General features: G+C 30.3%; 14 protein-coding genes. 5 read left to right on the top strand and 9 right to left on the bottom strand.

Annotation, left to right across the window (positions count from 1 at the left end; all coding sequences use genetic code 11):
• Positions 1–177: 177 nt before the first annotated feature.
• Positions 178–519, top strand: coding sequence for a roadblock/LC7 domain-containing protein (locus HALO113_RS17075; RefSeq protein WP_159780348.1), 342 nt, complete (start codon positions 178–180; stop codon positions 517–519).
• 20 nt (positions 520–539) lie between these two features.
• Positions 540–914, top strand: coding sequence for a hypothetical protein (locus tag HALO113_RS17080; protein ID WP_159780349.1), 375 nt, complete (start codon positions 540–542; stop codon positions 912–914).
• A 72-nt stretch (positions 915–986) separates the two neighbouring features.
• Here HALO113_RS17080 and HALO113_RS17085 read toward each other — a convergent pair whose 3' ends face one another.
• The 5 genes from HALO113_RS17085 to HALO113_RS17105 form a co-directional block, all read right to left on the bottom strand.
• Positions 987–1,346 (bottom strand): nuclear transport factor 2 family protein, encoded by a 360-nt coding sequence (locus tag HALO113_RS17085; protein WP_201297705.1) that lies wholly within the window; start codon positions 1,344–1,346, stop codon positions 987–989.
• Positions 1,347–1,390: 44 nt separating this feature from the next.
• Positions 1,391–2,272 (bottom strand): pseudouridine synthase, encoded by an 882-nt coding sequence (locus tag HALO113_RS17090; RefSeq protein ID WP_159780350.1) that lies wholly within the window; start codon positions 2,270–2,272, stop codon positions 1,391–1,393.
• An 84-nt stretch (positions 2,273–2,356) separates the two neighbouring features.
• Positions 2,357–3,304, bottom strand: a complete 948-nt coding sequence (locus HALO113_RS17095; protein WP_159780351.1) for a geranylgeranylglycerol-phosphate geranylgeranyltransferase — start codon at positions 3,302–3,304, stop codon at positions 2,357–2,359.
• Between the two features lie 38 nt (positions 3,305–3,342).
• Complete coding sequence (locus HALO113_RS17100; RefSeq protein WP_159780352.1) at positions 3,343–4,281, bottom strand: mevalonate kinase; 939 nt, start codon at positions 4,279–4,281, stop codon at positions 3,343–3,345.
• A gap of 41 nt (positions 4,282–4,322) precedes the next feature.
• Positions 4,323–5,399 (bottom strand): diphosphomevalonate/mevalonate 3,5-bisphosphate decarboxylase family protein, encoded by a 1,077-nt coding sequence (locus HALO113_RS17105; protein ID WP_159780353.1) that lies wholly within the window; start codon positions 5,397–5,399, stop codon positions 4,323–4,325.
• A gap of 82 nt (positions 5,400–5,481) precedes the next feature.
• Between HALO113_RS17105 and HALO113_RS17110 the strand changes: the two genes are divergently transcribed.
• The 3 genes from HALO113_RS17110 (at position 5,482) to HALO113_RS17120 (ending at position 7,575) form a co-directional block, all read left to right on the top strand.
• Positions 5,482–5,958 (top strand): TspO/MBR family protein, encoded by a 477-nt coding sequence (locus HALO113_RS17110; protein ID WP_159780354.1) that lies wholly within the window; start codon positions 5,482–5,484, stop codon positions 5,956–5,958.
• Positions 5,959–6,053: 95 nt separating this feature from the next.
• Positions 6,054–6,974, top strand: coding sequence for an OmpA family protein (locus HALO113_RS17115; RefSeq protein ID WP_159780355.1), 921 nt, complete (start codon positions 6,054–6,056; stop codon positions 6,972–6,974).
• 25 nt (positions 6,975–6,999) lie between these two features.
• Positions 7,000–7,575, top strand: a complete 576-nt coding sequence (locus HALO113_RS17120) for a hypothetical protein (protein ID WP_159780356.1) — start codon at positions 7,000–7,002, stop codon at positions 7,573–7,575.
• A 144-nt stretch (positions 7,576–7,719) separates the two neighbouring features.
• Here the strand turns inward: HALO113_RS17120 and HALO113_RS17125 are convergent, their stop codons facing one another.
• The 4 genes from HALO113_RS17125 to HALO113_RS17140 form a co-directional block, all read right to left on the bottom strand.
• Entirely contained in the window at positions 7,720–8,940 is a 1,221-nt protein-coding gene (locus HALO113_RS17125) for an NAD(P)/FAD-dependent oxidoreductase (protein ID WP_159780357.1), read from the bottom strand.
• The gene (locus HALO113_RS17130) at positions 8,937–9,614 is read right to left on the bottom strand and encodes a glycerophosphodiester phosphodiesterase family protein (RefSeq protein WP_159780358.1); all 678 of its coding nucleotides are present in this window, start codon (positions 9,612–9,614) and stop codon (positions 8,937–8,939) included. Before HALO113_RS17130 ends, HALO113_RS17125 begins: the two co-directional genes overlap by 4 nt.
• A gap of 82 nt (positions 9,615–9,696) precedes the next feature.
• Positions 9,697–11,124, bottom strand: coding sequence for an alpha-amylase family glycosyl hydrolase (locus HALO113_RS17135; RefSeq protein ID WP_159780359.1), 1,428 nt, complete (start codon positions 11,122–11,124; stop codon positions 9,697–9,699).
• Positions 11,125–11,166: 42 nt separating this feature from the next.
• On the bottom strand, positions 11,167–12,834 hold the full coding sequence (locus HALO113_RS17140) for an alpha-amylase family glycosyl hydrolase (protein ID WP_159780360.1): 1,668 nt from the start codon (positions 12,832–12,834) through the stop codon (positions 11,167–11,169).
• Position 12,835 lies beyond the last annotated feature (1 nt).

Genomic DNA, 12,835 nt, shown 5'->3' on the forward strand with positions numbered 1-12,835 from the left:
ATTTTTTTTAATTCCTTGTTTAGTGTTTTTAAGTTTTTTGTTTTCATAAATTATAGTTTTTCTGTAATAAATTTGGATAATTTAACTTTTTTGTGAGATAAATTTAAGTTATTTTTGTTAAAAAACTAAATATTTTTTAATAAAATTTTTAATACAAACAAACAATTAGATTAATTTATGAGCAGTAGACCTACCAAACAGAGTTTAAAAAACATGATATCTGAAGCAGGAGTAGAAAATGTTCTTCTATTTGATATCGATGGAGATTTAATAGATTCGACAGAATTTGATTATGACGGTAATTATGCGGCTATGTCTGGGATAATTGCTACAATGTGTAAAGAAATAATCCAAGATTTAGAGTATGGGGATATGGATAAAATTACCATTCATGCAGATAAAGGCTTAGTTGTAATTAATAAGTTTAATAAAGATTATTACCTAGCTTCTTTTTCTAAAGATGGTTCTAGATTGGGTTTAATCATGAAAACTATGGATACCATTATCAATAAAAATTAACATAAACTAAAAATAATACTATGTCAGATTTTTTAACCACATTTGTCGAAGATTTAAAAACGAATCTTCCTGGTTTTATAGCAGTAGCTGTTACCGAAGTAAAAACGGGAATGTCTTATAAATCATTGTCTGTAATTACTTCTTTTGACCCTGAACTTGCTTCGGCTTATAACCTGGAAGTTGTAAAAGCAAAAATGAATGCAATTAAAGCACTTGGACTTAAGGAGAACATTGAAGATATTATGATTACTTTGACTAATCAAATACATATCATTAGTATTTCTGAAAATGGAGACTATTTTGTTTATTTAGCAGTTGATAGTAACAAAGCTAATTTAGGGATGAGTAGAGCAATGTTGAAAAAATATGCTAAAGAAATTGCTTCCAAAATGTAAAAAAATACAGTTTGTATTTATGGAAAAACCTTAGAGGTTGTTTGGATTTCTAAGGTTTATACTTTGAAATTTTTAGCCGTGATAAACTCTTGAGAAGATAATTTGATTGTCTTTAATTTCTAGAACCTCGGCAATATGCATGTCTTCTTCATTGTTAACTTGTCTTATGTATTCCATAAATACTCTATCTGAGTTTGCAGTTATTGAAGTTACTTTGTAATGTAATGAGGGTAATCTATCAAATGCATCTTGCCACCATATACGCATGGCTTCTTTTCCGGATATTAGCCCATTTGTTTCAGGTTGTCGCAACTTTAATTTTGGACTAAAATGTTTTGCTTCGTTATGATACAATGCGAGTAGTCTTTCTAAATCTTTGGTATTGAATGCTTCAAACCAGTTAATGGCTATTTGTTCTAGATATTTTGACATAATAAAAAATAACCACGAGTAAATAATCGTGGTTAATGAAAAGTTTAAGCGTTTCTTAAATTGATAATTTCCTGTTCTGTTAGGAACCTCCATGTGCCTCTTGGGAGATTCTTTTTGGTTAAACCCGCAAATGTTACACGGTCTAATTTTATCACGTTATAATTTAAGTGTTCAAATATTTTGCGAACTATTTTAACATTAGCCGTCTTCATTTTTACGCCAATTTCACTTTTTGGTTCGTTTTCTATATAGGTGATTTCTTCTACATATACTCTAAAATCGTCAATGTTAATTCCACCTGAAATTTTTTCTAAGTCTTCATATTTTAAATTTCGATCTAGAGAAACTTGATATAATTTAGAAGAACGCTGATTAGGAAGTGTAAATTTTCTAATCATATCTGTGTCATTAGTAAATAATAATAGTCCAGTAGTGGTTTTATCCATTCTTCCTACAGGTTGTAGTTTCGCTTTGGTAGCACTTCTTACTAAATCTAAAACATTATTATCTCCTTTTTCGTCATCTCCTGCAGTAGAAAAGTTTTTAGGCTTATTAAGTAATACGTATTCTTTCTTTTCGGGTGTAATGGTTGCTCCGTCAAAAACGACAACATCACTCAGTTTTACTTTATAGCCCATTTCGGTAATTACCTCTCCATTCACTTTTACATTGCCACTTTGAATGTAAAGATCCGCTTCTCTTCGACTACACATCCCTGAGTTTGATATATATTTGTTTAAACGCATTTCGTCTGAGTTAGAAGAAGTGTTTGTGGTTTTCTTTGGTTTATTAGCTTCTGGTTTTGCCGAAAATTTTGAAGGTGTCTTCTTTATAGGAGCATTCCCTCTAGAGCTACTTGTTTTTTTAAAACCGCCTTGTCTGCCTGAACCTGGTCTGCTTTTATCATTTCCTTGATGACGTGACATAAGTAATTGTATTTTTTGCAAAGATATAACTAATATGTGTAAAAGTATATTTTTATTAGTAAATAGAAATGAATGAGAAAAATGCTAAGCAAATGGGTTTAAAAGTGTTTGGTATTGAATTGCTAATAATTTTTTTCCATGAATTAAAACGGTTGGATCTATTAATACAATACAAAAAACACCAGATACAATGATGAATTTTAATAGGAAATGTAATTTTAAAAAATCACCTTTAGTTTTTGATCTCCATAGTTGAATAAAAAAGAATATCAATAGTAATAAGCTGAAATAGAAATAGATATCCATGTAGCCTACGTCGTAAATATCTGTTAAAAAATACACAGGAAATAGTGTGCTTGCCGTTAAAATGGAGATAATTGTTTTGGCAGTTTTTTCATTAAATAGTACAGGGATAGTTTTGTATTCGTTGGCTAAATCGCCTTCTATGTTTTCTAAATCTTTTATTAATTCACGAATGAGTATTAATAAAAAGAGAAAGGTAGCGTGTGCAAAAATTACATGATAAAAATTCTTATAATACATCAAAATTCCAAAAAAAGGCAAGATGGCTAAAACTGCTGCAGTTAAGTTCCCAATAATAGGATATTTTTTTAATTTATGAGAATAAAACCAAATAAGAAAAATGTAACTTGAAAAAAATAAAACAGCTCTCCAAGAAATAAAGCTTATCATAGTAACAATAAGAAAATTCAATATAAAATAGACTTTTAGTTTTGTTGATTGACTAACTAGTCGATCAATCATGGCTTTTCTAGGTCTATTAATCAAATCTTTTTTTGCATCATAAAAATTGTTAATAATATATCCGGATGCAATAGTTAATGAAGAAGCTAGTACGATTAGAAATAATCTCCAATCAAGAATTATGTCTAAAGCGCGAATTTCTGGTGCTAAGATAAAAATAGCTGCTAAATACTGTGCTAATGCAATCACCCAAATATTATATCCTCTAATTACAGAAAAAAAACTGAAAATTTTAGTCAATAATAATTTAGACTTTCTTGATAGCATTTAGTTAGAATGATTAAAAAAATGGTTTTAATATAAGTTTAAAAATTATAAACTACTTCTAATTTATAATCTTTTAAAGCTGTTTTTGCTTTTTCTAAATCTTCAGTAAATCCAAGTATATATCCACCACCACCAGAACCGCATAGTTTTAAGTAATAGTCGTTAGTTTCAATACCGTGTTGCCAAATTTGATGAAATTGTTCTGGAATCATAGGTTTAAAATGATTCAGTACCACTTTTGATAATTTTTTTGTGTTTGCAAACAAAGATTTGATATCGCCATGTAGAAAATTTTCGACACAAGCATCAGTGTATTTTATGAATTGAGATTTTAGCATTTTTCTAAAGCCATTATCTTTTAAGTTTTCCATAAAAATACTTACCATAGGTGCTGTTTCGCCTACAATTCCAGAGTCAATTAAAAAAACGGCACCTTTTCCTTGAGTGCTTTGACTTGGAATTCCAGTGGGTTCGATATTGTCTTTAGAATTAATTAATATTGGTAAACTCAAATAGCTATTTAAAGGATCTAAACCAGAACTCTTTCCGTGGAAAAAAGATTCCATTTGAGAAAAAATAGCTTTTAATTGTAATAATTTTTCTCTTGTTAGATTCTCTAATACAGTTATTTTGTTATAGGCATATTTGTCATAAATTGCAGCAACTAAAGCACCACTACTTCCTACACCATAACCTTGAGGAATACTTGAATCAAAATACATTCCATTTGCAATATCAGTATGAAGTGTTTCTAAGTTGAAAGAAACTAATTCGGGTTGGCTATTTTGTAAATCAGCTAAGTAGCTAGCAAATTTTTGCAAACTTTTATTAGAAGCTATTGCTTCATTTGATGGGTTTTCATCAGTTTTTAAAGCGCCTTTGTAAAAATTATAAGGTATTGAAAGACCTTTGGAGTCTTGGATGATTCCGTATTCTCCAAAAAGTAAAATTTTCGAATAAAATAATGGTCCTTTCATAGGGTGTTTTTAATTTGGGTTTCGTAAATATACAAAAAAAATTAAATGGCTAGTGCTCCTTTTCCAATTTCGTCGCAAATATACTGACCATTTTGACAATAGCCAACTAATTCATTCTTAATAAAATCTAAAACTTTTTCACTAACATTCTCAGGGTATAAAATATGTACATTTGCACCAGCATCTAATGTGAAACAAACGGGTGTATTTGTTTCGTTTCTAAATTTCCAAATCCGATTGATTATTTCTAAAGTATTCGGTTTCATTAAAATAAAATAAGGCATTGAAGTCATCATCATAGCGTGTAATGTAAGGGCTTCACTTTCTACAATTTTAATAAACTCCGTTAAATTTCCAGTAGATAAAATATTTTTAACTTCTGTTAAATTTTTATGCGCTTGTTCAAATCTTTTTTCTGCAAATGGATGATTGTGCATCAAATCGTGTCCTACAGTGCTAGAAACTTGTTTTTCTCCTTTATCTACTAACAATATGGTGTCTTGATAATTGGTAAATATAGGGTGTAAATCTGAAAATGGTATACCAAACAAATCGGAACTATTTGGCGTTTCTTGATGTTTACCCCAAATAACTACTTTCCCAGTAATGCTTCTACAAGCACTTCCGCTACCTAATCGAGCTAAAAATGACGCCTTTTTGTGAAAATAGGCCTCTGTTATGCTTGGATTTAGTTTTTTTTCTAAACTCATGATATTCATAGCTAAAGTTGCCATGCCAGAAGCAGAAGATGCAATACCTGAACTATGAGGAAAAGTGTTTTGAGTGTCAATTGCTAAATGATATTCTTTAATATAAGGGCAATATGGTGCTATACGCTCTAAAAATTTTTGAATTTTAGGCTTAAATTCTTCTTTTGGTTTTCCTTCAAAAAGCAGTTCGAATGAAAATGAAGTGTTTTTTTCTTTTTTTGAAACGGCTAATTTAGTAATAGTTTTACAATTGTTTAAAGTAAAACTGATAGAAGGATTTGCTGGAATTTGGTGGCTCTTCTTGCCCCAATATTTAACAAGAGCAATGTTACTTGGTGCACTCCATTCAAAAGAAGCGGTTTCAATAGAAGTGTATTTTGTAATGATAAAATCCTTTTCAGTCAACATAATTGAAAATTTGTGCAAAAATACCAATTTTGATTTACTTGTTTGTGAGTTTATTTGTTTATTTGTTGCAAAATTTGAAGTCATGTCAAAGTACCTGAAAATTATCATTGTTGTTGGGGGTTGTTTGTTGGTAGGTTATTTATCGAGTTTGGTTACAATAGAAAGTATAAATACATGGTATCCTACCTTAAAAAAGCCTTTTTTTAATCCTCCTAATGCTATTTTTGCTCCTGTTTGGAGTGTGCTTTATATCTTAATGGGGATAGCAGGTGGATTAATTTGGGACAAATTTGAGATAGATAAAGAATTAGTAAAAAAAGGAATGTTCTTTTTTGTAGCTCAGTTACTATTGAATGCATTTTGGTCCTATTTGTTTTTTGGTTTGCATAATATTTTATTAGCTTTAATTGAAATTATACTTTTAGGACTAATTATTTATGAAACCTATTTGATTTTTAGGAAGATAGATAAAATGGCTTCATTGTTGTTAATCCCTTATCTGCTTTGGGTTTCTTTTGCAACTGTTTTAGCGTTTTCTATTTATATTCTTAATTTTTAAGAATAAAATTTTATTAAATTATTATTTTAAGAAAATTACTGTTGTTTTTTTGTTAAATTTTTATATTTTTGATAGTATTCAAAAATAGAAAGGATATGTCAAAAAAATTACTTTATTTTTTGGGAATTCTACTCACAATTCTTATAGGAACTTGGTTGTTTACAAAATTTTGCTGTCCATGTTGTGAGGCAGTAACTGTTCCCAATGAACGCAAGACTAACGAAAAGATAACGACAGTAGATGAAACTACAAGAAGTTCTCATCTTGGGTTTTCAGTATCCGATTTAAAGATTACTAAGAATGAAAGTCTTAATTTTTTAAATTCTAATTTTTCTTTATTACTACCTGTTTCTGATTCTATAGATAAAGGAATCAATCAATTAAGAGAAGAGTTGAAAAAAAGGGATTCTAATTTGAAACTTACTGGTTTGTATAGCTCAAAAGAAAAGAATAACTCTATTTTTCCAAATTTAGGACTTGCACGTGCAAATGCAGTTAAGAATTATTTAATTACTAAGGGTTTTTCAGAAAAGCAAATTGAAATTGCGGATCAAGTTGAAGAAGCTTTAGTAGTTAAAAATGATACCGTTTTTGGACCAATAATTCTAAAATGGTTGTCTAAATCCAATGTTGATGAAGGAGCGAAAGATTGGGAAGTTGTTAAGGCAAATCTAAATGCGAATCCTTTAACCTTATATTTTAATACAGGACAATCTGCTATAGTATTAACTCAAGAACAAAAAGAAAAATTAGCAATGATTATGGATTATATTAATCATGTTGAAGGCTCCAAGATTAATGTAACAGGTCATTCGGATAATACACCAGGAGTAAGACATAGTAACCAATATTATTCTTTGGAACGAGCTAGATTTGCTAAAGATTATTTTGTTTTGAACGGAATTTTGGAAAATAAGATTGAAATTTCTGGAAAAGGAGAAATGCAACCTATTGCAGATAATACAACCGAATCTGGAAGAGCTAAAAATAGAAGGACAGAGATTACGATTAAATAAAAACAACCAACTAAACTATATTACTATGAATTTACCCTGTTTTTTAATCCCTGCTTTAGTAGGAATTATTTGTGGAATATTAGGCTATTTATTAGGGAAAATGTATTCTAATAAATCTACTTTTGATACAGAATCTTTACAAGATGATTTAGATAGTTGCAATCGAATGAATTCGCAACTCCGATTAGATTTAGAGAAAATGCGTTCTCAATTGAATGAACAAAATAAAATGAAAGCCAATTTTGTTGCCGAAAAAGATCAGATAATTGAAACGAATAGCAAAGCACCAATTAATCTTGCCTTTGATGCTGGTGTTGCAAAAGCTGTTTTTGGTAAAAAAATTAATGAAAACGATTTAAAAATTATAGAAGGGATCGGTCCCAAGATAGAAGAGTTGTTTAAAACCTCTGGTATTTTAACATGGAAAGCTTTATCAGAAACTTCGGTAGATCGTTGTAAAGAAATACTGAATAAAGCAGGAGAACGTTTTCAAATTCATGATCCAGGGACTTGGCCAAGACAAGCCAAATTATGTTATGAAGGAAAATGGCAAGAATTAAAAGAATGGCAAGCTACTTTAGATGGAGGAAGGGAAAAATAGACTAGAGGCTGTCCAAAAAGTACAATCTTGTCAAGCGGAACTTGTTTCAGCTTCTATAAAATATTTGATTTTCAACTATTATTAGATTCCGAAATCGAAGATTCAATGAAGTTAAATAAATTCGGAATGACAAATCAAGACTTTTTAGACAGTTTTTTTTAAGGCTTCGCTAATTAAAAAACCTCCTGTCCATGCGTTTTGAAAATTAAATCCTCCAGTAATTGCATCTATGTTTAGTATTTCTCCAGCTAAATATAAATCAGGTAAAATTTTGCTTTCCATTGATTTAAAATTAATTTCTTTTAAATCAATCCCGCCTGCGGTTACAAATTCTTCTTTGAATGTGCTTTTTCCATCTACTTGAAAAGTACCATTAGTCAATTGTTCTGCTAAACTGATTAATTGTTTTTTTGAACAATCGGCCCATTTTAATTCTGGATTTATGTTTGCAGCTTGTATGAGTTTTTCCCATAATCGTTTTGGAAAATCAAAAGGACAAAAAGTGTTAATTTGCTTTTTATTATTTTGAATTTTAATCTCTTTTAGTTGCTCTACACATTCTTCAAATGAAGTTTCGTTAAGCCAATTGACTTGTAAGGAGAATTTATAGTTTTTTTCAAATAAAAGGCGTGCACCCCAAGCCGATAATCTTAAAATTCCTGGGCCACTCATTCCCCAATGTGTAATTAACAAAGGGCCAGTTGCTTTTAAATTAGTTTCTTTTACTTTTACAGTAGCTAAAGCGGAAAGTCCCATTAAATCTTTTATTCTTGCATCTTTAATGTTAAAAGTAAATAGTGAAGGTACAGGAGGAATAATACTATGACCTAATTGTGTTAAAAGTTCCCAAATTTTTGGGTTGCTACCAGTGGTAAGAATAACTTTTTTACATAAAAAAGAATCGGAATTAGTATCTACCTTCCATCCAATTTCCTTTTTAAAAAGTGATTGAACGCTTTGTAAAGTAAGAATATCTATTTTAAGTTTTTGGCAGGAATTTAAAAAGCAATCTACTATCGTTTGAGAGGAATCGGTTTCGGGAAACATTCTTCCGTCTTCTTCAATTTTTAAATTGACACCATGATTAGTAAACCATTCTATAGTGTCTCCAGAACAAAATTGGTTAAAAGGGCCTTTTAATTCTCTCTCGCCTCTTGGATAAAATTTAACTAATTCATTAGGGATAAAACATGCGTGTGTAACATTACATCTTCCACCACCAGAAATTCTTACTTTAGACAGTACTTCTTTTCCTCGTTCTAAAATTCCTATTTTAAGATTTTTATTTTTTTCTGCGATATTTATTGCTGTAAAAAAACCAGCAGCACCGCCACCTATAATTAGAATGTCATATTTTGTATTCATATTCTATCGGGAAAATCAGAAATAATACCTTCTATTGTAAAACGTTTTACGTGTTCAATATCTATACTATCATTAACAGTCCACGTATTTATTTTTAATTTATTTTGTTTAGCAAAGTTACAATTGTCGGTCGTTAAGAGTGAAAAATGAGGATGAATATAACTTGCATTAAATTTTTTTGCCCATTCAATTGCTTGCTCTACACTTGCCTGAGTTAAAACTGCTAAAGGAATTTTTGAATGTAAATGACTAAAAGTTTTTAATTCTTCATATTGAAAACTAGACACAATAAAATCGGAATATTGCCAACCTTTTTTTTGTACATAGTATTCAATTAATGAAGCGGTAGGTTGTGCAGTATCATGACCTTTTAATTCAATATTTATTTTACATCTTTTGTCTATTAAATCTAAAGTTTCAATCAATGTTGGAATATGATAAGTGTCAAGAATTTTTAATTCTCTCAATTGTTGCAAAGTAAATTTAGAAATTTCTCCTTCGGCATTTGTTAGTCTTTCTAGTGTGAAATCGTGAAAAACAACTAATTCACCACTGGCACAAACATGCACATCTAATTCAATAGCATCGACTTGTAAATGGATAGCTTTTTCAAAAGAATCTAATGTGTTTTCGGTTATATGCCCTTTGGCTCCTCTGTGACCTATTTTTTGCATATTCAAATATATGAAAAAGCGCGAATCTAAAAGATAAGATTCGCGCAATTCAAACAAACAAACAGGTAAACATGAACCTGTACTACTGCAAAACTACAAATTTCCAAGAATCCAATTGTAAATTTTGGTTTTTATTTAACGAAAAATTTGTATTTGTATATATATTTTTAAAAGCGCCATCTAATTCTAGTGAGAAATTTTGGTTGTCTTTTGATAAATTACCAATGAAAATTATTTTTTTACCGTCTTTTTCTCTTTCGAAAGCTAAAATTTTGTCATCCATAGAAGTCTTAATCCTTTTGTATGAAGCTTTGTTTTTACCTCCATTTAAAGCGATATTATTGATCTTTAATTCACCTAATTTTTTAAAAATTTCCCAGTTTTTCCTTTTAGTTTTTGGAATTGAGTCTTTTTCAAAAAATTGTAAGCGATGATCTAAACCATATTCGTCACCACTGTAAATTAATGGCATTCCAGGTGTTAAATAAGATAAGACCATCATTATTTCTGATGCATCACCTAATCTTTCGTTTATTGTTCCATTCCACGAATTTTCATCATGATTATCTACAAAATTCATCAGAATATCGTCAGTTTCATAGTCCTTTGTTCTTTTAGCCATATAAGCATCCCATTCTTTCACGGTCTCTTTACCTTGAGCCATTTTATTCATTGCATGATGCCCATCCCATGCATAACACATATCAAATAAATTATCTTTTAATAATTCGGGTTCCCAAGCTTCAGCTAACATGAAAATGTTTTTTTCTTTTCGAAGTTGAGGAATAGCTTCTTGCCAGAAGTCTGTAGGTACTGAACCTGCAACATCGCATCTAAAACCATCAACACCTTCATTTTGTAGCCAATGTTTCATATCGCTTATCATTGTTTTACGAAGGCCTTGGTTGGAATAATCTAAATCTGCTACGTCAGTCCAATCGGTATCTTTTGGATGTGTTATTTCACCTTTGTCATTTTTTGTATAGAATTCGGGATGTTCTTTAATCCAGATGTGATCCCAACCAGTGTGATTAGGTACCCAATCTAAAATTACATACATATCATTTTCATGTGCTGTAGAAACTAATTCTCTAAAGTCTTCAATAGTACCAAATTCAGGATTGATTGCTTTAAAATCCGAAACAGCATAATAACTGCCTAAATATTTTGCTTGTTCGGCTTCTGGCATTTCCGAAGCAAATTTGCTATTTGCACCACCCGTGGCTTTTCTTTTTGTTTCAGAGATAGGAAATACAGGCATTAACCAAATAATTTTAACACCTAATTCTTTTAATTGTGGAATATCTTTGGTAAACTCATTAAAGGTACCTTTTTGAGAATACTGACGAATATTAGCTTCATAAATGATAGCGTTTTCAGCTATTTCTGGTGTAAATTGAACCATTTCTTTCTTTTTTTCTGTGTCAAATTCACTTGTTTTTTCTTTTTTTTCTTCTTTACAACTCCATAATAAAGAGAGTGCTGTAAAGGCTAGGATAATTTTTTTCATTTTTTTATTTTTAAAAAGTCTTATAAGATATTCAATGTTTTTTTATTCTTTTTCGATTAATAATATTGTAAAAGGTGTATCAAAACTTACTTTGCCATTTTTTATAACTGACTTTGTATTTGAGTATGTGTCTAGAACGGTATCTCCATCTTTAAATGATGTTCCTACAACTATTTCTTTTTTTCCTGTATTTAGGTCAAGACCAATTACTATATTGTCTTTGAAATTGTTTTTTGACAATGTTCTACTAAAAACATAAGGTGAAGCAGTTATTTGGTTATGTTTCCCTGCACCTATGGCTGGATGTTTTTTCCTAAATTGACCTAATTTTTGAAAATGTAGTAGAATTTTTTTTGTCTTAGAATTTTTTTTAATGTCATCCCAATTCATGAATGAGCGTAGGCTAGCATCTCCAATAGTTCCTTCGATTTCTAAGACGCGACCTGTTTCGTCACCATAATAAATTTGAGAAATACCGGGAGTTAATAATAGTTTTGTACCTGCTTCTATACATCTTTCTCTTTTTTTATCAAATGGATAACCGTCATCATGAGAACTGATATAATTCATTACACTATATCCTTTTAAGTCGGTTTGGAGGATGGTATTGTAATTTGAAAAAATTTCTTCATATGTTTTATTCGCATCACCTTTAAAATTAAAATTGATTAGGCTATTGAAACCATTAGCAAAATAATCTACTTTTTTATCTCCAAAATCATATAACTTCTTATTAGAAACACCATAGCCATATACTTCACCTACTAAGAAAAATGGATTGTTGTCTAGTATTTTTGTAGGATTTTGCTTTTTGTATAATTCAAATTTGGTTTGGCACACCTTTGAAAAATCACTCCAAACATCTTCATAAGTATGTTTTACCGTATCCACTCTATAGCCGTCAATACCAAAGTTTATGATATAGTCTGATAGCCATTTCATAATGTAATATTTAGGTGCTTTTGGATACCCAGTTTCTTTAAAAAAAGTTTCCAGCGAAGCCATTTCCGCTTCATAACGCCCTTCTTTTTTCCATTTATCTACTAAAACTTGAGGTAGTGCTACATTTTCCTTACTTTCTGTTTTAATGTCTGGAAGGTTTTCAACTAAGGTACAGTTGATGTAGTTTTTGTATGAATCATAAGTGCATTTTGGGCTAGTGCGCACCCAATCATTTGAATAAACTGGATCTTTTTCGGTAACAGGACCCGTGTGATTGATAACCGCATCAAGAACAATTCGAATTCCTTTTGAATGTGCTTTGGTTACTAATTCAGCTAAATCTTCTTTGGTGCCAAAATTTGGATCTAAAGCAGTCCAATCTTTTGTCCAATATCCATGAAAAGCATAAGTGTTACCTGTCCCTTCATCCACACAACCGTGAATTTGTTCTACAATAGGTGTCATCCAAATAACATTTATTCCTAAATCTGTAAAATAGTTTTCGTCTATTTTTTGAATTATACCCCTAATATCACCTCCTTCAAAGCCTCTTAACTTTCCTGTAGGTTGATTTCGTTCCAAGATAGTATCATTTGAAGTGTCTCCATTATTAAAACGGTCCGTTAATAAAAAATAGACATTCGCAGCTTCCCAAACAAAGGGTAAAGATGCTTTTTCTGATTCACTATTTGTCGTGTCTTTTCCTTTTTCTTTACAATTTACTGTAAAAAGTAGTGTAATTACTAAAAATAAAACTGTTTTTTTCATG

The sequence above is a fragment of the Flavobacterium sp. 9AF genome (assembly GCF_902506265.1).
Classification (GTDB): domain Bacteria; phylum Bacteroidota; class Bacteroidia; order Flavobacteriales; family Flavobacteriaceae; genus Flavobacterium.

What these genes read in the sequence shown, in the direction of transcription:
- HALO113_RS17100 (WP_159780352.1), bottom strand. Translation starts at nt 4,281, where the DNA reads ATGAAAGGACCATTATTTTATTCGAAAATTTTACTTTTTGGAGAATAC.
- HALO113_RS17105 (WP_159780353.1), bottom strand. Translation starts at nt 5,399, where the DNA reads ATGTTGACTGAAAAGGATTTTATCATTACAAAATACACTTCTATTGAA.
- HALO113_RS17140 (WP_159780360.1), bottom strand. Translation starts at nt 12,834, where the DNA reads ATGAAAAAAACAGTTTTATTTTTAGTAATTACACTACTTTTTACAGTA.
- HALO113_RS17130 (WP_159780358.1), bottom strand. Translation starts at nt 9,614, where the DNA reads ATGCAAAAAATAGGTCACAGAGGAGCCAAAGGGCATATAACCGAAAAC.
- HALO113_RS17085 (WP_201297705.1), bottom strand. Translation starts at nt 1,346, where the DNA reads ATGTCAAAATATCTAGAACAAATAGCCATTAACTGGTTTGAAGCATTC.
- HALO113_RS17135 (WP_159780359.1), bottom strand. Translation starts at nt 11,124, where the DNA reads ATGAAAAAAATTATCCTAGCCTTTACAGCACTCTCTTTATTATGGAGT.
- HALO113_RS17075 (WP_159780348.1), top strand. Translation starts at nt 178, where the DNA reads ATGAGCAGTAGACCTACCAAACAGAGTTTAAAAAACATGATATCTGAA.
- HALO113_RS17080 (WP_159780349.1), top strand. Translation starts at nt 540, where the DNA reads ATGTCAGATTTTTTAACCACATTTGTCGAAGATTTAAAAACGAATCTT.
- HALO113_RS17090 (WP_159780350.1), bottom strand. Translation starts at nt 2,272, where the DNA reads ATGTCACGTCATCAAGGAAATGATAAAAGCAGACCAGGTTCAGGCAGA.
- HALO113_RS17110 (WP_159780354.1), top strand. Translation starts at nt 5,482, where the DNA reads ATGTCAAAGTACCTGAAAATTATCATTGTTGTTGGGGGTTGTTTGTTG.
- HALO113_RS17125 (WP_159780357.1), bottom strand. Translation starts at nt 8,940, where the DNA reads ATGAATACAAAATATGACATTCTAATTATAGGTGGCGGTGCTGCTGGT.
- HALO113_RS17095 (WP_159780351.1), bottom strand. Translation starts at nt 3,304, where the DNA reads ATGCTATCAAGAAAGTCTAAATTATTATTGACTAAAATTTTCAGTTTT.
- HALO113_RS17120 (WP_159780356.1), top strand. Translation starts at nt 7,000, where the DNA reads ATGAATTTACCCTGTTTTTTAATCCCTGCTTTAGTAGGAATTATTTGT.
- HALO113_RS17115 (WP_159780355.1), top strand. Translation starts at nt 6,054, where the DNA reads ATGTCAAAAAAATTACTTTATTTTTTGGGAATTCTACTCACAATTCTT.